Source organism: Bradyrhizobium sp. Bra78 (genome assembly GCF_024519855.1).
In the GTDB taxonomy this organism is placed as follows: Bacteria; Pseudomonadota; Alphaproteobacteria; order Rhizobiales; family Xanthobacteraceae; genus Bradyrhizobium; species Bradyrhizobium japonicum_G.
On sequence record NZ_JALJRE010000009.1, the window covers coordinates 142964 to 163951 of the forward strand.

21 protein-coding genes are annotated in these 20988 nt (G+C 65.5%); 14 read left to right on the forward strand and 7 right to left on the reverse strand.

The features are described 5' to 3' along the window. Positions 1–177: 177 nt before the first annotated feature. Positions 178–1410, forward strand: coding sequence for a penicillin-binding protein activator (locus OC450_RS20945; RefSeq protein WP_211383800.1), 1233 nt, complete (start codon positions 178–180; stop codon positions 1408–1410). A gap of 150 nt (positions 1411–1560) precedes the next feature. On the opposite strand, the gene hemW is transcribed toward OC450_RS20945, so the two are convergent. The 3 genes from hemW to rph are packed head-to-tail and all read right to left on the reverse strand — an operon-like array spanning position 1561 to position 4062. Beyond that, a complete protein-coding gene (gene hemW / locus OC450_RS20950) occupies positions 1561–2715 on the reverse strand; it encodes a radical SAM family heme chaperone HemW (protein ID WP_211383801.1) in 1155 nt (384 codons plus the stop codon). Then, the gene (rdgB, locus tag OC450_RS20955) at positions 2702–3337 is read right to left on the reverse strand and encodes an RdgB/HAM1 family non-canonical purine NTP pyrophosphatase (RefSeq protein ID WP_256807538.1); all 636 of its coding nucleotides are present in this window, start codon (positions 3335–3337) and stop codon (positions 2702–2704) included. Before rdgB ends, hemW begins: the two co-directional genes overlap by 14 nt. Before the next feature lie 11 nt (positions 3338–3348). Next, a complete protein-coding gene (gene rph, locus OC450_RS20960; RefSeq protein WP_262048567.1) occupies positions 3349–4062 on the reverse strand; it encodes a ribonuclease PH in 714 nt (237 codons plus the stop codon). Between the two features lie 163 nt (positions 4063–4225). Here rph and hrcA point away from each other — a divergent pair, with 163 nt between their 5' ends. Beyond that, positions 4226–5314: a heat-inducible transcriptional repressor HrcA gene (hrcA, locus tag OC450_RS20965; RefSeq protein ID WP_211383804.1), complete on the forward strand. Its 1089-nt coding sequence runs from the start codon at positions 4226–4228 to the stop codon at positions 5312–5314. A 96-nt stretch (positions 5315–5410) separates the two neighbouring features. Continuing rightward, on the forward strand, positions 5411–6028 hold the full coding sequence (grpE, locus tag OC450_RS20970) for a nucleotide exchange factor GrpE (protein ID WP_211383805.1): 618 nt from the start codon (positions 5411–5413) through the stop codon (positions 6026–6028). Positions 6029–6168: 140 nt separating this feature from the next. Here grpE and pncA read toward each other — a convergent pair whose 3' ends face one another. Both pncA and OC450_RS20980 read right to left on the reverse strand, forming a co-directional pair. Beyond that, the gene (pncA, locus tag OC450_RS20975; RefSeq protein WP_256807540.1) at positions 6169–6891 is read right to left on the reverse strand and encodes a bifunctional nicotinamidase/pyrazinamidase; all 723 of its coding nucleotides are present in this window, start codon (positions 6889–6891) and stop codon (positions 6169–6171) included. A 120-nt stretch (positions 6892–7011) separates the two neighbouring features. Further along, on the reverse strand, positions 7012–7953 hold the full coding sequence (locus OC450_RS20980; protein WP_211383807.1) for a hypothetical protein: 942 nt from the start codon (positions 7951–7953) through the stop codon (positions 7012–7014). A gap of 396 nt (positions 7954–8349) precedes the next feature. On the opposite strand from OC450_RS20980, the gene dnaK reads away from it, so the two are divergent. The 8 genes from dnaK (at position 8350) to OC450_RS21020 (ending at position 15761) form a co-directional block, all read left to right on the forward strand. Beyond that, positions 8350–10251, forward strand: coding sequence for a molecular chaperone DnaK (gene dnaK / locus OC450_RS20985; protein ID WP_063198803.1), 1902 nt, complete (start codon positions 8350–8352; stop codon positions 10249–10251). A 251-nt stretch (positions 10252–10502) separates the two neighbouring features. Continuing rightward, positions 10503–11633, forward strand: a complete 1131-nt coding sequence (gene dnaJ, locus OC450_RS20990) for a molecular chaperone DnaJ (protein WP_256807542.1) — start codon at positions 10503–10505, stop codon at positions 11631–11633. A gap of 93 nt (positions 11634–11726) precedes the next feature. Then, entirely contained in the window at positions 11727–12326 is a 600-nt protein-coding gene (locus tag OC450_RS20995; protein ID WP_211383809.1) for a class I SAM-dependent methyltransferase, read from the forward strand. Positions 12327–12384: 58 nt separating this feature from the next. Next, complete coding sequence (locus tag OC450_RS21000; RefSeq protein WP_211383810.1) at positions 12385–12963, forward strand: NADPH-dependent FMN reductase; 579 nt, start codon at positions 12385–12387, stop codon at positions 12961–12963. A gap of 6 nt (positions 12964–12969) precedes the next feature. Beyond that, positions 12970–13683 (forward strand): orotidine-5'-phosphate decarboxylase, encoded by a 714-nt coding sequence (gene pyrF / locus OC450_RS21005; RefSeq protein WP_211383811.1) that lies wholly within the window; start codon positions 12970–12972, stop codon positions 13681–13683. Positions 13684–13780: 97 nt separating this feature from the next. After that, complete coding sequence (locus OC450_RS21010; RefSeq protein ID WP_256807543.1) at positions 13781–14092, forward strand: DUF1330 domain-containing protein; 312 nt, start codon at positions 13781–13783, stop codon at positions 14090–14092. A gap of 210 nt (positions 14093–14302) precedes the next feature. Then, on the forward strand, positions 14303–15118 hold the full coding sequence (dapB, locus tag OC450_RS21015; RefSeq protein ID WP_211383813.1) for a 4-hydroxy-tetrahydrodipicolinate reductase: 816 nt from the start codon (positions 14303–14305) through the stop codon (positions 15116–15118). Between the two features lie 19 nt (positions 15119–15137). Next, a complete protein-coding gene (locus OC450_RS21020) occupies positions 15138–15761 on the forward strand; it encodes a 2,3-bisphosphoglycerate-dependent phosphoglycerate mutase (RefSeq protein WP_211383814.1) in 624 nt (207 codons plus the stop codon). A 113-nt stretch (positions 15762–15874) separates the two neighbouring features. Here OC450_RS21020 and OC450_RS21025 read toward each other — a convergent pair whose 3' ends face one another. Both OC450_RS21025 and OC450_RS21030 read right to left on the reverse strand, forming a co-directional pair. After that, a complete protein-coding gene (locus OC450_RS21025) occupies positions 15875–16771 on the reverse strand; it encodes a methylated-DNA--[protein]-cysteine S-methyltransferase (RefSeq protein WP_211383815.1) in 897 nt (298 codons plus the stop codon). Positions 16772–16825: 54 nt separating this feature from the next. Then, complete coding sequence (locus OC450_RS21030) at positions 16826–17344, reverse strand: DUF2244 domain-containing protein (RefSeq protein WP_211383816.1); 519 nt, start codon at positions 17342–17344, stop codon at positions 16826–16828. A gap of 22 nt (positions 17345–17366) precedes the next feature. Here OC450_RS21030 and nth point away from each other — a divergent pair, with 22 nt between their 5' ends. From nth to OC450_RS21045, 3 genes are all read left to right on the forward strand, one after another. Then, the gene (gene nth / locus OC450_RS21035; RefSeq protein ID WP_262048568.1) at positions 17367–18167 is read left to right on the forward strand and encodes an endonuclease III; all 801 of its coding nucleotides are present in this window, start codon (positions 17367–17369) and stop codon (positions 18165–18167) included. 63 nt (positions 18168–18230) lie between these two features. Further along, positions 18231–19367, forward strand: coding sequence for an HlyD family secretion protein (locus tag OC450_RS21040; protein WP_211383818.1), 1137 nt, complete (start codon positions 18231–18233; stop codon positions 19365–19367). Then, entirely contained in the window at positions 19354–20982 is a 1629-nt protein-coding gene (locus tag OC450_RS21045) for an MFS transporter (RefSeq protein WP_262048569.1), read from the forward strand. Before OC450_RS21040 ends, OC450_RS21045 begins: the two co-directional genes overlap by 14 nt. Positions 20983–20988: the final 6 nt, after the last annotated feature.

Below are 20988 nucleotides of genomic sequence, written 5' to 3' on the forward strand. Positions count from 1 at the left end.
GATGCTGGGTGACGGACGGTGGACAGCTAGCCAGGACTTGCGGTGGGGCCGCGTTAAGCGGTTATTATCCTTTTGTTTTAGTTAACTATTTGCCGACAATATGCCTGAATCCGCGGCTTGTGTCGTGGAAAGAATGTTGTGACCGGCTGGCGACGGCCGGTCGGAAGAGAAGCTGCGATGCCGGGCCCGCGTGATCCAAAGTCTCCCATTCAGGGGCCCCGATTGTCGGGAGCGACCCGGCGCAGCGCGCTCGGCCTTTTGCTCGGCGCGCCCGTGCTGTCGGCCTGCGCCGGCGTGCAGCAGAGCCTGAGCCAGTTCTCCAGCCCGTTCAGCAGCTCCTCGGCGCCGGCCCAGCCGGCTGGCCCGCCGCAACAGGCCACGACCGCCGGCACCGGCGGGGTGAAGGTCGGGGTGATCCTGCCGCTCTCGGCCGCCGGCAATGCCGGCCTTGCCGCGCAATCGATGCGCAATGCCGCCGAGATGGCACTGGCCGAGTTCCAGAATCCGAACATCCAGCTCCTGATCAAGGACGACAATGGCAGCCCGCAGGGCGCCCAGGCCGGCGCGCAGCAGGCGGTCGACGAAGGCGCCGAGATCATCCTGGGGCCGCTGTTCGCGCAATCGGTGCCTGCGGTCGCGCAGGTCGCGCGCACGCGCGGCATTTCCGTGATTGCGTTCTCGACCGATTCCAGCATCGCCGGCCGCGGCGTCTATCTGCTCTCTTTCCTGCCGGAGTCCGACGTCAATCGCATCGTCGAATATTCCGCCAGCATCGGAAAGCGCTCCGTTGCCGTGCTGGTGCCCGACAATGCCTATGGCAATGTCGTCGAGGCCGCGGTGAAGGCGGCGGTGCCGCGGCGGGGCGGGCGCATCGTCGCGTTCGAGAAATACGGCGCCGATCGCGCCACGCCGGCGCGCACCGTGGCGCAGCAGCTCGGCAGTGCGGACGCACTTTTCATTGCCGATGACGGCGATGCCGTCGTCACAGTGGCCGACGCGATGACCGCGGCGGGCGCGAATTTGCGCAACATCCAGCTGCTCGGGACCGGCCTGTGGGACAGCCCGCGGGTCTATGCGAGCCCGAGCTTGCAAGGCGGCCTCTACGCCGCGCCGGACCCGGCCGGCTTCCGCGCCTTCTCCGGCCGTTATCGCACCAAATACGGCGCCGAGCCGATCCGCACGGCAACGCTCGCCTATGACGCCGTCGCCCTCGTCGCCGCGCTCGCGCGCACGCAAGGCACCACGCGCTTCTCGTCCGACGTGCTCACCAACCCTTCCGGCTTTGCCGGCATCGACGGCCTGTTCCGGTTCCGCGCCGACGGCACCAACGAGCGCGGGCTCGCGGTAATGAAGGTGACGAACGGTGGTGGTGTTGCGGTGGCAGGATCGCCGAAGAGTTTCGGGGCTTGATGGTTCACCTCTCCCGCTTGCGGGAGAGGTCGGCACGTAGCGCCGGGTGAGGGTTCTGTCCTCTGGGGGATTGTCCCGTTGCGGAGACACCCTCTCCCCAACCCTCTCCCGCAAGCGGGCGAGGGAGCGCACCGCCGATCTGGCTCAAATTTACGCCGCCAGATCCGCGACCACCGCATCCAGCACCGGAAAACCGCTGCTCGTTACGCGCAGGCGGCCCGTCGCATCCACGGTGATCGCGCCCTCTTCGCGCAGCAGCGCGATGCGCTTGGGATCGAGCGGGCGGCCGGAGAGCGCCCTGTAACGCTCGGGGTCGATGCCCTCGGCCAGCCGCAATCCCATCAGCAGGAATTCGTCGGCGCGCTCTTCGCTGTTGAGGAGGTCGTCGGTGACGTTTCCATGGCCGTTGGTCTCGACGCGCATCAGCCAGGCTTCCGGACGCTTCTCGGTGGCGGTGGCGTGCCTGATACCGTCGATATCGAGCCTTCCGTGCGCGCCGGGGCCGATGCCGGCGTATTCATCGCCGCGCCAATAGACCAGATTGTGCCGGCATTCGGCGCCGTGCCGCGCGTGATTTGAAATCTCGTAGGCGGGCAGGCCGAGCTTGTCGCAGGTCTCCTGCGTGACGTCGTAGAGCGCGCGCGCGACCGCTTCGTCCGGCGTCTTCAGCTTGCCGGCCTGGTGCAGGCCGAAGAACGGCGTGCCTTCCTCGATCGTGAGCTGATAGAGCGACAGGTGCTCGGCGGCCTCATCGATCGCGAGACGCAGCTCATCGGCCCACATCGCCGGGGTCTGGTCGGGGCGGGCGTAGATCAGGTCGAACGAATAGCGGTCGAACGAGCGGCGCGCGATCGCGACGGCATCGAGTGCCTCGCGTGCGCTGTGCATGCGGCCCAGCGCTTTCAGCGAGGCATCGTCGAGCGCCTGCACGCCGAGCGAGACGCGATTGACGCCGGCGCTGCGATAGCCGGCGAAGCGCGTGGCCTCGACGCTGGTGGGATTCGCTTCCAGCGTTACTTCGACGTCCTTCGCCACGCTCCAGTGCTTGCCGATGGCATCGAGCACGGCGCCGACGGTCGCGGGCTGCATCAGGGATGGTGTGCCGCCGCCGAGAAAGATCGAGGTGACCTCGCGGCCGGGTACGCGCTCGGCGGTCGCCGCGATCTCGCGCGCGAAGGCGGAAGCGAAGCGCGCCTCGTCGATCGCAGCATGGCGAACGTGGCTGTTGAAGTCGCAATAGGGGCATTTCGACAGGCAGAACGGCCAGTGCACGTAGACGCCGAAGGCTTCCTTAGCGTGGCTCAAGGCAGATCTCCGCCAGTTTCACGAAGGCACGGGCGCGGTGCGACAGGCCGAGGCCGAGCGGCGGCAGGCCATGCTTCTCGATGCTGATCATCTCGCCGAAGGTGCGGTTGTGACCGTCAGGCAAGAACATCGGATCGTAGCCGAAGCCGGCGGTGCCGCGCGGCGGCCAGACCAGCGTGCCGTCGACGCGCGCCTCGACCTCTTCGAGATGATCATCGGGCCATGCGACGCAGAGCGCGGAGACGAAATGCGCCTTGCGCTTGTCGGGCGTGGTGGCGCCGCGCTCCTGCAACAGGCGCTCGATCTGCGCCATCGCCGCGGCGAAATCCTTGGAGGGGCCGGCCCAGCGCGCGCTGTAGATGCCCGGCGCGCCGTCGAGTGCGTCGACCACGATGCCGGAATCGTCGGCGAAGGACGGAAGCTTGGTCGCCCGCGCCGCCGCGATCGCCTTGATCGCGGCGTTGCTGCGGAAATCATTGCCGGTTTCTTCCGGCTCGGGCAGGCCGAGCTCGCCGGCCGACACCGCCTCGATGCCGTAAGGCGCGAGCAGCTCCTTCATCTCGGCGAGCTTGCCGGGATTATGGGTGGCGACGACGAGCTGTCCGGTGATTCGGCGGTGCATGGGCCTATTGACTACGCGACAGCCAGTTTCTGCAAGTCCACGAGGCGCGCAATGCCCTTCTGGGCCAGCGCCATCAGCGCCAGGAACTCGTCCTGCGTGAACGGCTCGCGTTCCGCGGTGCCCTGCACCTCGATGATACGGCCGTCGCCGGTCATGACGAAATTGGCGTCAGTCTGCGCTTCCGAATCCTCGGCATAGTCGAGATCGAGCACCGGTGTGCCGTTGTAGATGCCGCAGGAGATCGCGGCGACGTTGTCGCGCAGCACCTTGGCCTTGATCATGTTGCGCGCTTTCATCCAGTTGATGCAGTCGGCGAGCGCGACCCAGGCACCGGTGATCGACGCCGTACGGGTGCCGCCGTCGGCCTGGAGCACGTCGCAATCGACCGTGATCTGGCGCTCGCCGAGCGCTTCGAGATCGACGATGGTGCGGAGCGAGCGGCCGATCAGGCGCTGGATCTCGACGGTGCGGCCGCTCTGCTTGCCGGCGACAGCTTCGCGGCGGGTGCGTTCGGAGGTCGCGCGCGGCAGCATGCCATATTCGGCGGTGACCCAGCCGCGGCCCTGGCCTTTCAGCCATGGCGGCAGGCGGTCTTCCAGCGTGGCGGTGACCAGCACATGGGTGTCGCCGAATTTCACCAGGCAGGAGCCTTCCGCATATTTGACCACGCCGCGCTCCAGCGTCACGGGGCGCAATTCGTCGGGCGCACGGCGGCTTGGCCGCATGGGAAATCCTCCAAAACTCACGGGAAAGGCTGTTCGCGGTGCTTGTAGGTGGGGTGAGGGTGAGCGGCAAGGCCTTTTCGGTCCCCAGGCAAAGTGCAAAACCACGCTTGTCAGGGACCTCGCGGATGGACAGATTACAAGCACCTGACAGGAGTTGCCGTCTGTGGCCCATCACGATCCGATCCATCTGATCGCGCCGCGCGCAGGCCTTGCCCAGCTCAACGAGCGTTCCCGCGACATCTTTCGTCAAATTGTCGAAAGCTATCTGGCGACCGGAGAGCCCGTAGGTTCGCGCAATATCTCGCGCCTGATCGCCATGCCGCTGTCGCCGGCGTCGGTCCGCAACGTCATGGCCGACCTGGAACAGCTTGGCCTGATCTACGCGCCGCATACTTCCGCCGGCCGGCTGCCGACGGAACTCGGCCTGCGCTTCTTCGTCGATGCCCTGATGCAGGTCGGCGACCTCAATGACAGCGAACGGCAGACGATTCAGAGCCAGTTGACCTCCGTAGGCCACGCGCAATCGGTCGAGGCGGCGCTGGAGGAGGCGTTGACGCGGCTCTCCGGCCTGACCCGGGCTGCCGCCGTCGTGCTGACCCCGAAATCCAATGCGCGGCTCAAACATATCGAATTCGTCCGGCTGGAACCGGAAAAGGCACTGGTGATCCTGGTCGGCGAGGACGGGCAGGTTGAAAACCGCGTCTTGACGCTGCCACCGGGAGTTCCATCCTCGGCGCTGACAGAAGCCGGCAACTTCCTCAATGCACGAATCCGGGGCCGGACCCTGGCCGAGGCGCGGCTCGAGCTCGAGACCGCGCTCGGAGAGGCGCGCACCGAGCTCGATCAGCTGACGCAGAAAGTGATCTCGGCCGGCATCGCCAACTGGTCCGGCGGCGACAACGAGGATCGTCAGCTCATCGTCCGCGGCCACGCCAATCTGCTCGAGGATCTGCATGCGCTGGAGGATCTCGAGCGCGTTCGCCTGCTGTTCGACGATCTCGAGACCAAGCGCGGCGTGATCGACCTGCTCGGCCGGGCCGAGACAGCGGAAGGCGTGCGGATCTTCATCGGCAGTGAGAACAAGCTGTTCTCGTTGTCGGGCTCGTCCACGATCATCTCGCCCTATCGGGATGCCGCCGGCCAAATTGTCGGAGTTTTGGGCGTGATCGGACCGACACGGCTGAATTATGCCCGCGTGATCCCGACCGTGGACTACGCCGCCCGCATCGTCAGCCGGCTTCTGGGCGGCTGACCGAAGTTCCCCCCGATCACGGGCGCTTGATTTTCGGCGCCCGAAGCACGATATCCGGGCCAGAAAACTCCTGAGACGAATGCGAAAAGAGAGCCGATGACCGATCGAGACCGGCAACCCGAAGACACGAGTGCTGCGGCCGGCGAGCCCGTGGTGTCAAAACCCTACATCATGCCCGACGATCCGGAGCCCGGCTCGGTCGAGACGTTGCAGAAGGAAGTCGCCGAGGCGCGCGACCGCATGCTGCGGACGCTGGCCGAGATGGAGAACCTGCGCAAGCGCACCACCAAGGAAGTCGCTGACGCCCGTCTCTACGGCATCACCGGCTTTGCCCGCGACGTGCTCGACATCGCCGACAATCTCCAGCGCGCGCTCGATGCCATTCCGGCCGAAACACGTGCCGCGGCCGATCCCGGCCTGACCTCGCTGATCGAGGGTGTCGAGCTCACCGAACGTTCGCTGCTCAACGCGCTGGAAAAGCACGGCGTGAAGAAGTTCGACCCCTCGGGCCAGAAGTTCGACCCGAACTTCCAGCAGGCGATGTTCGAGGTGCCCGACGCGTCGGTGCCCGCGGGCACCGTGGTGCAGGTCATGCAGGCCGGCTACACCATCGGCGAGCGCGTGCTGCGCCCCGCTTTGGTCGGCGTCGCCAAGGGCGGCGCGAAGGCCGCGCCCGCGGCCAACACCAACGAGCCGAACAGCGCGGCGAATTGATCGATCCTCATGGTGAGGAGGCGCGTCAGCGCCGTCCCGAACCATGCAGGCCGAGCTGCCGCAGCGGTGCCTTCATCCTTCGAGACGCGCGCGAAGAAGCGCGCTCCTCGGGGTGAGGGTCTTGCAGTTGTTCGCGTCGATTACGCGCCGACCGCGATGTCCGCGGACTGAATCCGCTTCACGCCGGCCTTGGCCATATCCGTCCAGGCCTTGGCCAGCGAGCCCTGCGTGTCGATGCCGCGGCAGGCGTCTTCCACCACATAGACCTCGAAGCCCGCCTTGCGCGCGTCGAGCGCGGTCCAGGCGACGCAGAAATCGGTCGCCAGCCCCGCGACGAAGACGCGCTTGATCTTGCGCGCCTTCAGATAGCCGGCAAGGCCGGTCGAGGTCTTGCCGTCGGCTTCGAGGAAGGCCGAATAGCTGTCGACGTCCTTGTGAAAACCCTTGCGGATGATCAGCTCGGCCTGCGGGATCGAGAGGTCCTTCGACAACGCGGCGCCGTCGGTGCCCTGCACGCAATGGTCGGGCCACAGCACCTGCTTGCCGTAGGGAAGATCGATGGTCTCGAACGGCTTCTTGCCCGAATGCACCGACGCAAACGAGACGTGGCCGGGTGTATGCCAGTCCTGCGTCATCACCACGTTCGCGAATGCCTTGGCCATCTTGTTGATGACCGGCACCACCTGCTCGCCTTCCTTCACTGCGAGGCTGCCGCCCGGCAGGAAGCAGTTTTGCACGTCGATCACGAGCAGCGCGGATGTCTCGTCCGGCTTGATCGATGCCGCTGCAAGAAGTGCGGTTGGCGCGAGGGTCGCCAGCGCCGTGGTCCCGAGCGCTGCCAAAATTTGTCGTCGATCAAGCATCGTTCGCCTCCCTCCAGGATGATCCAACGGAAGGGGGAGCCTAGTTCCGTTCGTACACGAACAGAAGCCCGAAAATGCAGGCGGTCCTGGCGAGTGGCCGGGCTTGTCGGCCCTATGATTCTACCCCTTCGGCTGGATGCCGTCGCGCACGGCGCGGAAGCGGGTGAAGGCGGCCGGCCATTGGTCGCGCGGGGCGCTGGCGATGATGCGCAGCGAGGCGCCGCCGCCGCTGAAGCGGATCCATTGCACCACGGTCACCGCGGTCTTGTCCTTGCCGCTGATGCCGTCGATCCGGGTCTCGAAACCCTGCTGGCCATTGATGCGGATCGGCTCGGACATGGTGACGCGCGACTCGCGCAGGCCCGGAATCTGCAGCGCCGCCTCCTGGGCGAAGCGGGCACGGTCGTCGGCCTGCTGCGGGGTGGCGCCGATCAGGCCGAGGATCATGAACGGCTTCGACTCATAGCCCGTGGTCTCGTCGCCGTCGGCCAGGATGATGCTGCTGCCCGGCGCCAGCGTGCGGATGTCCTTGAAGTCGGCGAGATCGGTGATCTTGAACGGCATCAGCGCGATCTGCTCGTCGGCCGAGACCTGCTTGCGGGTGACGGTGCTCGCGAACATCTGCCGCACCGCCTCGTCGGTGTAGATCTTGGTCGCATTGTCCGGGATCTGCACCGCGACATAGCCGGAAAAGCCGGCGCCCGGCACGATCATCGAATAGCGCTTCACCGGGGTCTCGCCGGCCTTGCCGCTTTCGGTGGTGAAATAGGCAAGACCCGCGGGGGTCTCGATCTTGTCCTGCTTGACGCCATTGGCGCCGGCCGGATTGGAATTGAAGGCACTCACGACCTCGCCATAGGCCGCCGGCGGCAGCTCGGTGATCAGCACCTTGACGTTGCCGTCCTCGCTTTCGAAGCCCGGGAAGGTCTTTGCCGTGCTCAGGCCGATCAGCGGCACCATGCCGAGGCGCAGGCCGGGCGGGAAGACCGCGTCGGCAGCCAGGGCCGGAAGCGCGGAGGCGACGAGGAGGGCGAGCGCGGCTAGGGGGCGGATCAGCGTCATGGGCACTCTGATTGGTTCACATTGAGGCCGTTCGATGGTCGGCCACTGGGCCGCTTTGTCGCGCGAAGCAGGCTCGCGGCTTCGGTCCGGCCGGCCGCCTTTTAGCGGCTTTGGCCTTGCCGCAACAGGGGTGGGGGGTGATCGCGGTGGCGGGGCTTGCCGAGGCCCGGACCTGTTAATAATTCCTCACCCGCAAGGGCGGTGAAGCCCGGATATGATCTGCCAAAACCCAATGTTTTCACGGCGGAAACGTAGCTTCGGTCCTTGCGGGCCCCTCCCCCCCTCCTATATGAGCGTCAACCATCGCAATATCGCGAATGTTTGATCTTAGGGGGTTTCGGTTCGGGTGCCTTCTGGGCCCAGCCAACCTGCCGCAAAAAGAAGGATATCAGGACCATGGGAAAGGTCATCGGGATCGACCTCGGCACCACGAATTCGTGCGTTGCCGTAATGGATGGCAAAAACGCCAAAGTCATCGAGAATTCCGAAGGCATGCGCACGACGCCTTCGATCGTCGCCGTCACGGACGACGGTGAGCGCCTCGTCGGCCAACCGGCCAAGCGCCAGGCCGTCACCAATCCTGAGCGCACCTTCTTCGCAGTGAAGCGCCTCATTGGCCGCCGCTACGACGACCCGATGGTCGAGAAGGACAAGAAGCTCGTTCCGTACAAGATCGTGAAGGCTTCCAACGGCGACGCCTGGGTCGAGGCCGATGGCCAGACCTACTCGCCCTCGCAGGTCTCGGCGTTCATCCTGCAGAAGATGAAGGAAACCGCGGAAGCCCATCTCGGCCAGAAGGTCGACCAGGCCGTCATCACCGTTCCCGCCTACTTCAACGACGCCCAGCGCCAGGCGACCAAGGACGCCGGCAAGATCGCGGGCCTTGAAGTGCTGCGCATCATCAACGAGCCGACCGCGGCCGCGCTCGCCTATGGTCTCGACAAGACCAAGACCGGCACGATCGCGGTGTACGATCTCGGCGGCGGCACGTTCGATATCTCCATTCTGGAAATCGGCGACGGCGTGTTCGAGGTGAAGTCGACCAACGGCGACACCTTCCTCGGCGGCGAAGACTTCGACATGCGCCTCGTGGGCTATCTGGCCGACGAGTTCCAGAAGGAGCAGGGCATCAACCTGCGCAACGACAAGCTCGCGTTGCAGCGCCTGAAGGAAGCCGCTGAAAAGGCCAAGATCGAGCTGTCGTCGACGACGCAGACCGAGATCAACCTGCCTTTCATCACCGCGGACCAGACCGGCCCGAAGCATCTGACGATGAAGCTCACCCGCGCCAAGTTCGAGGCGCTGGTCGACGACCTCGTCCAGAAGACCGTCGAGCCCTGCCGCAAGGCGCTGAAGGACGCCGGCGTCACCGCCGGTGAGATCGGCGAAGTGGTTCTGGTCGGCGGCATGTCGCGCATGCCGAAGGTCCAGGAAGTCGTGAAGCAGCTGTTCGGCAAGGAGCCGCACAAGGGCGTCAACCCGGACGAAGTCGTGGCGATCGGTGCCGCGATCCAGGCCGGCGTGCTCCAGGGCGACGTCAAGGACGTGCTGCTGCTCGACGTGACCCCGCTGTCGCTGGGCATCGAGACGCTGGGCGGCGTGTTCACCCGCATCATCGACCGCAACACCACGATCCCGACCAAGAAGAGCCAGGTGTTCTCGACCGCCGAGGACAGCCAGAACGCGGTCACCATCCGCGTCTTCCAGGGCGAGCGTGAAATGGCCGCCGACAACAAGATGCTCGGTCAGTTCGACCTGATGGGCATTCCGCCGGCTCCGCGCGGCATGCCGCAGATCGAGGTGACCTTCGACATCGACGCCAACGGCATCGTCAACGTTTCGGCCAAGGACAAGGCTACCGGCAAGGAGCAGCAGATCCGCATCCAGGCCTCCGGCGGCCTGTCGGAAGCCGACATCGAGAAGATGGTCAAGGACGCCGAGGCCAATGCCGAGGCGGACAAGAAGCGCCGCGAGGCCGTGACCGCCAAGAACGAGGCGGATGGTCTGGTGCATTCGACCGAGAAGGCGCTTGCCGAGCACGGTTCGAAGGTCGCCGAGACCGAACGCCGCGCCATCGAGGATGCCGTCAGCGACCTCAAGGAAGCGCTGAAGGGCGACGATGCCGAGGCGATCAAGGCCAAGACCCAAACGCTGGCCCAGGCGTCGATGAAGCTCGGCGAGGCCATGTACAAGCAGCAGGCCGAGGCCGACGCCAAGAAGGACGCGGCCAAGGACGACGTCGTCGACGCGGAATTCACCGAAGTCGACGACGACAAGAACAACAAGAAGTCCGCCTGATCCCCAAGAGGGTGATGATGCGGACGGCTTGGACCCCACACGCGCTAACGGCCTCCTCCCTCGCGGGGGAGGCCGCCGTGTCGGGCTCGACAGGCCAGGGCTCTGGCCTCGTTACGATCGATCAATTCCCAGTTGTTATTCTGAACGCTGCCTTGCAGTCCTCTGCCGCGAGGCGGAATGGCGCTTATATCGTCGCATGGCGACGTTGTTTCGCTCCGACTTGAATCGCGATTGGATAGACCGAGTTCATCATGTCCACGTCCACCAAGCGCTGCTATTACGAGACTCTCGAAGTCGAACGCGATGCTGACGATTCCGTCCTGAAATCGTCGTTCCGCAAGCTGGCGATGAAGTTCCACCCCGACCGCAATCCCGGGGATGACACCAGCGAAGTCAAGTTCAAGGAAATCAACGAGGCCTACGAGGTCCTGAAAGACAAGGAAAAGCGCGCCGCCTATGACCGCTTCGGTCATGCCGCCTTCGAGCAGGGTGGCGGTGGCGGCGCCGGTTTCGGCGCGGGCTTCGCCTCCTCCTTCTCCGACATTTTCGAAGACCTGTTCGGCATGGCTGGACAACGTGGCCGCGGCGGCCGCGAGCGCGGCGCCGACCTGCGCTACAATATGGAAATCACCCTCGAGGAAGCCTTCGGCGGCAAGACCGCGCAGATCGAGATTCCGGTCTCGGTCACCTGCGAGGCCTGCTCGGGCATCGGCGCCAAGGCCGGCACCAAGCCGAAGACCTGCTCGACCTGCGGCGGCGCCGGCCGGGTGCGGCAGTCGCAGGGCTTCTTCACGCTGGAGCGGACCTGTCCGGGCTGCCAGGGCCGCGGCCAGATGATCGAGGACGCCTGCCCGTCCTGCTCGGGCCAGGGGCGTGTCACCCGCGAGCGGACGCTGTCGGTCAATATTCCTCCGGGCGTCGAGGACGGCACCAGGATCAGGCTCGCCGGCGAGGGCGAGGCCGGGGTCCGCGGCGGCCCGCCCGGCGACCTCTACATCTTCCTGTCGCTGGCCCAGCACCAGTTCTTCCAGCGCGACGGCGCCGATCTGCATTGCCGCGTGCCGATCTCGATGGTGACGGCCGCCCTTGGCGGCGAATTCGAGGTGCCGACGATCGAGAAGGGCAAGACCAAGGTGAAGGTCCCGGCCGGGACCCAGTCCAGCCGTCGATTCCGCATCGCGTCAAAAGGCATGCCGGTGCTGCGCTCGCGCCAGATGGGCGACATGTACGTCCAGGTCGTGGTCGAGACCCCGCAAAATCTCACCAAGAAGCAGCAGGAATTGCTGGCCGAGTTCGAAAAGCTCTCCTCCGGCAACACCCAGCCGGAATCCGAGGGCTTCTTCACCAAGGTCAAGGATTTCTTCGGTAATCGGGCGAATTGAGCCGTCTTGACCGTACCGCCTTCGGCCTATACCTGTTTATGACCATTTTCTGACACGCCGCGGTCACGCGGTCTCGTCCCGTCCGGTCCAGACATGCCATTGCCGTCGTCCGCGCGTGCGTTGAAGAAGCCTCGTCTTGACGACGAGGTGCGTTTTCTCCGGTCATGGATCGAAAAGCCCCTGCACATGGGGGCGGTGATGCCGTCGGGCAAGCTGCTGGCCCGGACCATGGCCCATTACGTCGATGTCAATTCGGACGCTCCGGTGGTCGAGCTCGGGCCCGGCACCGGCGCCATCACCTCGGCCCTGATCGAGCGCGGCGTCGATCAGAAGCGTCTCGTCCTGGTCGAATACAATCCCGGCTTCTGTGCGCTGCTGCGCGACCGCTATCCGCAGGCCAAGGTGGTGCAGGGCGATGCCTATCGCCTGCGCGACACGCTCTGGAACGTGCTGAGCGCGCCGGCTTCCGCGGTCGTCTCCGGCCTGCCGCTCGTCACAAAACCGATGCTGACGCGGCTGCGGCTCATCCGTGACGCCTTCACCGCGCTGGCGCCCGGCGCGCCTTTCGTCCAGTTCACCTATGCGGTGGTGCCGCCGATCCCGAAATCGCTGCCCGGCGTGTCCACAGAGGCCTCCGAACGGATCTGGATGAACCTTCCGCCGGCCCGCGTCTGGGTGTATCGCAAGCACTAATTCCGCCGGCATCCTTAGTTTGCGCGGCGGGCTCGTTTCGCCGAACGCATGGAAGTGGATGTCCGCACCCAAAATCCTGGTCATTCCCGGCTCGCTGCGCACCGGCTCGCACAATGCGAAGCTGGCGGCGGTCGCTGCCCATGAATTCGCGAAGGCCGGTGTCGACATCACCCGCATCTCGCTCGCCGATTTTCCGCTGCCGATCTACGACGGCGATCTCCAGGCCAAATCCGGCGTGCCCAAGCACGCCATCAATCTCAAGCGCATGATCGGCGCGCACCATGGCGTGCTGATCGTCTCGCCCGAATACAATGCTTCGGTGCCTCCGCTGCTGAAGAACGCAATCGACTGGGTCAGCCGGGTGCATGAGCTGCACGAGGCGCGCGGCGACGTCTTCCGCAACCGTGTCTTCGCGCTCGCCGGTGCCTCGCAGAGCCGGCTCGGTGCTGCTCGCGCGCTGCAGGCGTTGCGGCTGATCCTGACCTCCTGCCACGCCAATGTGATTGCCAGCCAGCTCACGCTCGCCTTTGCCGATCAGGCCTATGACGATATGGACAGGCTGAAGAACGAGGGCGATATCGCCGCGTTGAAGGAGCTGGTGCGGCAGTTGATCGACATTTCCCAACGCATGATGTGAGGTGACATGACGCAAGCCGAGATCGCCCCGAAAGACCGCCTGATCGTTGCGCTCGATCTGCCGAGCGTTGATGCCGCGGAGGCGATGATCGCGAAGCTCGGCGACAGCGTCACGTTCTACAAGATTGGCTATCAGCTGGCTTATGCCGGCGGCTTGCCGCTGATCGGCAAGCTCGCCGACAAGGGCAAGAAGGTGTTCGCCGATCTGAAGATGCACGACATCGGCAATACGGTGACGCGTGGTGTCGAGAGCGTGGCGAAGCTGGGCGCAACTTTCGTCACGGTGCATGCCTATCCGCAGACCATGAAGGGCGCCGTCGAAGGCCGCGGCAGTGCCAGCCTGAAGATTCTCGCCGTCACGGTGCTGACCTCCTACAACGACGACGATCTGCATGCAGCCGGCTATCGGCTCAGCGTCTCCGAGCTGGTCGAGGCGCGCGCGCAGCAGGCGCAGGTGCTCGGCATCGATGGATTGGTGTCGTCGCCCGAGGAGGTGGGAGCCTTGCGCAAGATCGTCGGCCACCAGATGAGCCTCGTCACCCCCGGCATCCGCCCGGCGGGTTCGGCAACCGGTGACCAGAAACGCATCATGACGCCGGGGCGCGCGATCACTGCGGGCGCCGATTACCTCGTCGTCGGGCGTCCGGTGGTGGAAGCCGCCGATCCCAAGGCAATAGCCGAGGCCATCCAGGCCGAGATCGCGCAGGCGCTCGGAGCATGATCCGGACCCGAAGGGCCGCGTTAGCGCAAAGTGTGCAGCGATTTTCCGATCAGATCATGCTCAAATAGAGATCAACAACAACACAGGGAGAAGAACAATGGCAAAGGGCTACTGGATCGGACGCGTCGATGTGAGCAGCGACGAGGGCTACAAGCCCTATGCCGTCGCCAACGGTCCGATCTTCAAGAAATGGGGTGGCCGCTTCGTGGTCCGCGCCGGCAAGTTCACCACCGTCGAAGGCGCCAGCCGCACCCGCAACGTCGTGATCGAATTCCCGGACTACGACACCGCGATCGCCTGCTACAACTCGCCGGAGTACCAGGCCAACATCAAGGTACGCCAGCCGCACTCCATCGCCGACCTCATCATCATCGATGGCTATGACGGCCCGCAGCCGTCAGACGGCTGAGGCGCGATCTCAGGCCTGCATGGTTCGAGACGCCCGCTTGCGCGGGCTCCTCTCCATGAGGGTCTGATATCCCGCCGCGAAACGCGACCTCATCCTGAGGCCCGCCGCAGGCGGGCGTCTCGAAGGATGGCCGCAGGCGACCCTGCCCGATCCCCCTCGGTTGCCGGAACTGCGTCCTCCCGCTAAAACGGCCCCGAAGAGGATCACACCATGTCGGACATGCGCCTGATTGTTGCTGGAGCCGGCGGCCGGATGGGCCGGGCGCTGACGCGGGCGATCGCCGAGAGCAAAGGCGCGGTGCTGGCGGGCGCGCTGGAGGCGCCGGGCTCGGAGCTGCTCGGCAAGGATGCCGGTGTGCTCGCAGGCCTGCCGGCCAACGGGATCAAGCTCTCGGCCGACCTCTGGGCGATGTCGAAGGAGGCTGACGGCATCCTCGATTTCACCGTGCCGGCTGCGACCCTCGCCAATGTCGCGATCGCGGCCGAGCGCGGCCTCGTCCACGTCATCGGCACGACGGGCTTGTCGGGTTCCGACAATGCCGTGATCAAGAGCGTCACCAACCGCGCCGTCGTGGTGCAGTCCGGCAATATGAGCCTGGGCGTCAATCTGCTCGCCGCCGTGGTCAAGCGCGTCGCCAAGGCGCTCGACCAGAGCTTCGACATCGAGATCGTCGAAACCCATCATCGCATGAAGATCGACGCGCCCTCGGGCACCGCGCTGATGCTGGGCCAAGCGGCTGCTGCCGGCCGCGGCGTTGCGCTCGACGAGCATGCGGCGCGCGGCCGCGACGGCATCACCGGCGCGCGCCGGCCCGGCGATATCGGCTTCGCCTCGTTGCGCGGCGGCACCGTGGCGGGCGATCACAGCGTGAGCTTCCTCGGCCCGTTCGAGCGGCTGACGCTGTCGCACCAGGCCGAGGACCGCATGCTGTTCGCTCATGGCGCATTGAAGGCGGCGCTGTGGGCGCATGGCAAGCCGGCGGGGCACTACTCCATGGCCGACGTGCTCGGCCTATCCGACATCTGAACAAAACGGAAAGCAGTTGATGAGTGAACGTCTTCTCGTGCTCGTGCGCCACGGCCAGAGCGAATGGAATCTGAAGAACCTGTTCACGGGCTGGAAGGATCCCGATCTCACCGAGCTCGGCGTGGCCGAGGCAAAGGAAGCCGGCCGCAAGCTGAAGGCGCAGGGCCTCGTGTTCGACGTCGCCTACACCTCGGTGCTGACGCGCGCGCAGCACACGCTCGATCTCATCCTCGGCGAGCTCGATCAGAAAGGCCTGCCGACGAGCAAGGACCTCGCGCTGAACGAGCGCGACTACGGCGATCTCTCCGGCCTCAACAAGGACGACGCCCGCAAGAAATGGGGCGAGGACCAGGTGCTGATCTGGCGCCGCTCCTACGACGTGCCGCCGCCCGGCGGCGAAAGCCTGAAGGACACCCTCGCGCGGGCATTGCCTTACTATGTGCAGGAGATCCTGCCCGGCGTGCTCAACGGCAAGCGCACGCTGGTTGCCGCCCACGGCAACTCGCTGCGCGCATTGATCATGGTCTTGGAGAAGCTGTCGCCCGAAGGCATCCTGAAGCGCGAGCTCGCCACCGGTGTGCCGATCATCTATCGGTTGAATGCGGATTCGACGGTGGCGTCGAAGCTGGATCTGGCTGGGTAGCGCCGACACCGTAGGGTGGGCAAAAGCGTAGCGTGCCCACCATGCATCAACGATCGCAAAAGAATGGTGGGCACGGCGCGCGAAGTGCGCCGCCTTTGCCCACCCTACGAAATCTACTGCATCCCCAGCTGCCCGGCTTCCCAGCCCAGCATCGCCTGCTTGCGGGTGATGCCCCAGTGATAGCCGGTGAGCGTGCCGCTCTTGCCGAGCGCGCGGTGGCAGGGCACGACGAACGAGACCGGGTTCTTGCCGACCGCGGCGCCGACGGCGCGCGAGGCCTTCGGGCTGTTGATGTTGCAGGCGATGTCCGAATAGGACACCGCGCGGCCCATCGGGATCTTCAGCAGCGTCTCCCACACCCGCACCTCGAAATCGGTGCCGATCATCACCACACGCAGCGGCTGGTCCGGCCGCCACAGCTTGGTGTCGAAGATGCGCTGTGCCAGCGGCGCGGTGCCTTCGTGATCCTCGACGTAAGTCGCGTTCCGCCATCGCCGCGTCATGTCGGCGAGCGCGATCTTCTCTTCGCCGGGGTCGGCGAAGGCAAGCCCGGACAGTCCGCGGTCCGTTGCGATCACGATCGCCGTGCCGAACGGCGAGGGGTGGAAGCCGTAGCGCAAGATGAGACCCGCGCCGCCGTTCTTCCATTCGCCCGGCGACATCGCTTCGTGCGTGACGAACAGATCGTGCAGGCGGCCCGGGCCCGAGAGGCCCGAGTCGAGCGCCGCATCGAGGATGCTCGCTGAATCCCGCAGCAGGCCTTTGGCATGATCGAGGGTCAGGGCCTGCATGAAGGCCTTTGGCGTGATCGAGGCCCAGCGCCGGAACAGATGGTGCAGCTCGTCCGGCGTGACGCCGGCCGCATCCGCCATCGCCTCGATGGTCGGCTGTGCGCGCCAGTTTTCGGAGATGAAGGCGATCGCCCGGCGCACGGAATCATAGTCGCGCAGCGCGGCGTTCTGGGAGCCCGGCCTGGCCAGGCGCTGGTCATGTATCGCGAGTGTCATCATGCCCGCAAATGTAGGAGAGGGCAGGCTTCGAAACCACCCGATTTCCGACAGCGCTCAGGTCACCGGATTGTAGGTCGGGCCGCGCTTGGCGGCGTTCAAGGCTTCGATCAAGCCTTTGTAGAAGCTTGCCTTTTCGTCCGGTCCGAGGAAACGGGCGATCTGGATCTGGCGGCCCCGCGAAATCAGATAGAGATGCTCGATGCCAAAATCCTCGTCGACTTCCGTGTCGAGCCGGACCCAGAGCGGATTGAAGGTCCATTCGGCGACCTGGCCGCGATGGCTGACGCGCCGCACGCGCAATTCGGATGTCGTGACCACGATCTCCTCGCGGGCGCGCGCGCTACGGAAATTGGCCTTGAAGGCCCACCAGATCACCAGCACGTCGAGGCCGAAGAAGCCGAACACCGGCCATGCCCCCATCATCAGGAAGACGAGGCCGGTGACGAAGCTGACGGCGCTCAGGAACAGCATCACGGCGAGGAAGCCGGTACGGTTCAGCGAGCGGTGCGGGGTCAGCAGCGCGGAGAAGATCTGCACTTCGCTGTCGCGCTCAATTTCGTTGCCTGTGCTCATCGTCCCTCAGTATATCCCGATCATGGCGAAAATCACCCGCAAGCCGGCCCCGCGCAAAAAGCCCGTGCCGAAGAAAAAGGCAACGGCAACGGCAACGGTCGCGAAGCCCAAGCCTCCCGCTAAAAAATCGGCGCCGGCCAAAAAATCCCTGAAAGCGACAAGGCCCAATTCTATCAAATCTATCAAACCTTGGACGCCGGCCGAGATCCACGAGGTCTTCAGCCGTTTTCGCAAAGCCAACCCGGAACCGAAAGGCGAGCTCGAGCACGTCAACCCGTTCACGCTGCTGGTCGCCGTGGTGCTGTCGGCACAGGCCACCGACGCCGGCGTCAACAAGGCGACGCGCGCCTTGTTCGAGGTCGCCGATACGCCGCAGAAGATGCTCGACCTCGGCGAGGAGTCCTTACGCGACTACATCAAGACCATCGGCCTCTACCGCACCAAGGCGAAAAACGTGATCGGGCTCTCGGCAAAACTGCTCAGCGAGTTCGGCGGCGAAGTGCCGCGCACGCGGGCCGAGATCGAATCGCTGCCTGGTGCCGGGCGCAAGACCGCCAACGTCGTGCTCAACATGGCCTTTGGCGAGCACACCATGGCGGTCGACACGCATGTCTTCCGTCTCGGCAACCGGACCGGCCTTGCGCCCGGCAAGACGCCGCTGGAGGTCGAGCTCGGTCTCGAAAAGGTGATCCCCGCAGAGTTCATGCTCCACGCCCATCATTGGCTGATCTTGCATGGCCGCTATACTTGCCTCGCGCGCAAGCCGCGCTGCGAGGTATGCCTGATCAACGATCTCTGCCGCTGGCCGGAGAAGACGGTCTGAGGTAACGGCAAGACTTGCGTTCGGGCAAGGTCGCTTGGGGGCAAAGTCGTTTTGAGGGATGTCGTGAGTCAGCAGGAACAAGTCTCGTCGCCATCACCGGTCGCCGCGCCGGCCCCGCCGCCGAAGCCCACGCAGCCGCCGGCGAGCTCGCTGTGGAGCCGGCTCGCGATCCCGCTGTTCGCGGTGATCGTCGCGCTCGGCTTCGTCGCGCTGGCAACGCAGCGCTTCGACGAATGGGTCGGCAACGCGGTGATCCAGACCACCAATGACGCCTATGTGCGCGCCGAGCTGACACAGCTTGCGAGCCGCGTCTCCGGCGAAGTGCTTACCGTTGGGGTCACCGACTTCCAGCGCGTCAAGGCCGGCGATCTGCTGGTCCAGATCGATCCTGCGGACTATCAGGCGCAAGTCGCGCAGTCCGAAGCTGCGGTCGCCGCCGCTCAGGCCGCGCTCGACAATCTGGCCAACCAGGTCGAGCTGCAATATGCGACGATCGCGCAGGCGCAAGCCGCGCGGCTCTCGGCCGAAGCCCTGGAGGTCGAGGCGAAACAGGAGCAGGAGCGCCAGCAATCGCTGTCGCAGAGTGAATCCGGCACGCGGCAGCGGTTCGAGCAGGCGGTCGCGGGCTATGCCAAGGCGCAGGCCGACGTGCGCGCGAGCCGCGCCGTGATCGCCGCCCAGCAGCATCAGCTCGAAGTCCTGCAGGGCACCAGGAAGCAGCGCGCCGCGGATGTCGAGGCGGCCAAGGCGGCGCTTGCGGGCGCAAAACTCAAGCTTGGCTATACGAAGATTGCGGCGCCGTTCGATGGCGTCGTCGGCGAGCGTCAGGTGCAGCCCGGCGACTACGTCAACATCGGCACCAACCTCATCAACGTCGTGCCGCTGCCCAAGGTCTACGTGATCGCGAACTACAAGGAGACCCAGCTCACGCACGTGGCGCCGGGCCAGCCGGTCGAGATCACCGTCGACAGTTTCCCGCGTGAGACGCTGCGCGGCAGGGTCGAGCGCATCGCACCGGCGACGGGCTCGCAAGTCGCCTTGTTGCCGCCGGACAATGCGACCGGCAATTTCACCAAGGTGGTGCAGCGCATTCCCGTCCGCATCCAGCTCGACGACAACCAGCCGATCACGGCGCGGCTGGTGCCGGGCATGTCGGTCGTCACCAGCATCGACACGAAGGCCGCGAATGGCGGAAAGTGACGATGCCGGCCGCGGACCCCTCTCGCGCGGTGGCGTCGCGCCACAGCCCCTGTTCGCCGTCGCGGCCGTGCTGCTCGGCTCGTTCCTCGCCAATTTCGACAGCCGGCTGACCACGGTCGGGTTGCCCGACCTGCGCGGCGCTTTCTCGCTCTCGTTCGACGAGGGCGCCTGGCTCTCCACGGCCGGCATCGGCTCGCAGATCTTCATCGCGCCCGCGGTGGCCTGGCTTGCCACCGTATTCGGCCTGCGCCGCGTGCTCGGCATCCCCAGCCTCGTCTATGCCGGCGTGTCGCTGATCATCCCGTTCGTGCACGATTACCCGACGCTGCTCGCTTTCAGCGTCGTGCATGGCCTGCTGCTCGGCACCTTCGTGCCGGCGACGCTGATGATCGTGTTTCGCAATCTGCCGATCCGCTGGTGGCTGCCGGCGATCTCGATCTATTCGATCCGCGTCGGCTTCGCGCTGGACACGTCGAGCTCGCTGGTCGGCTTCTATGTCGACCATCTCGGCTGGCAATGGCTGTACTGGCAAAGCGTCGTGATCGCGCCGCTGATGGGCCTGATGGTCTATCTCGGCACGCCCAACGAGCCGGTCAATCGCACGCTGCTTGGCGAGGCCGATTGGGGCGGCATGCTGCTGCTCGGCGCCTCTGTCTCGATGATCTATGCCGGGCTCGACCAGGGCAATCGGCTGGACTGGCTGGGATCGGGAACGGTGATGGCGTTGCTGGCCGCCGGTGCGGTGCTGTTCGCAGGCTTCCTCGTCAACGAGTCCCTGGTCAGGCAGCCATGGGCGCACGTCAACGTGCTGTTCTCGCGCAATATCGGCCTGGGGCTGGTGCTGATCCTGCTCTACACGCTGACCAGCCTGTCCAACGCCTCGCTGGTGCCGAATTTCCTCGGCGCCATCGCCTTGCTCAGGCCGGAGCAGAGCGGCCTTTTGCTTCTCACCTGTGGCGCGTTGCCGATGCTCGTGCTGGTGCCGCTCTCGATCTGGCTGCTGCGGCATTTCGATACGCGGACGGTGGTGGTCGTGGGATTTGCCTGCTTCGCCGCCGCCAATCTCTGGGGCACGCAGCTCAGCCATGACTGGGCGCGCGAGGATTTCGCCGGCATCGTGCTGCTGCAGGCGATCGGGCAGTCGCTGACCCTGCTGCCGCTGATCATCACGCTGCTGTCCAACTCCGATCCCAGCCGCGCGACCTCCTTTGCCGCCTATATCCAGATCATGCGGCTCGGCGGCGCCGAGATCGGCGTGGCGCTGATGGGGACGTGGCTGCGCGTCCGCGAGCAGGTCCATTCCTTCTATCTCGGCCAGAATCTCGGCGTCGGTGATGTCGATGTGGTTCGCATGCTGAAGCAGCTCGCCAACCATTTCGCGGCCCATGGTGCGGGCTCGGCGCAGGCCCGCGCGGTCGGCACGCTCGCGGGCCTGGTCCAGCGCGAGGCCAATGTGCTCGCCTATATCGACGGCTTCTGGCTGTGCTTCTGGGTGGCAATGGCCGCGCTCGGCTGCATCGCGCTGCTCACCCGCGCGCCGCCCGGCCCGTTCACGCCGGCGCCGTTCGGCTTCGCCAGGATGCTGTTGCGCAAATTTGGAGTGCAGGTGACTTAAGTCAGC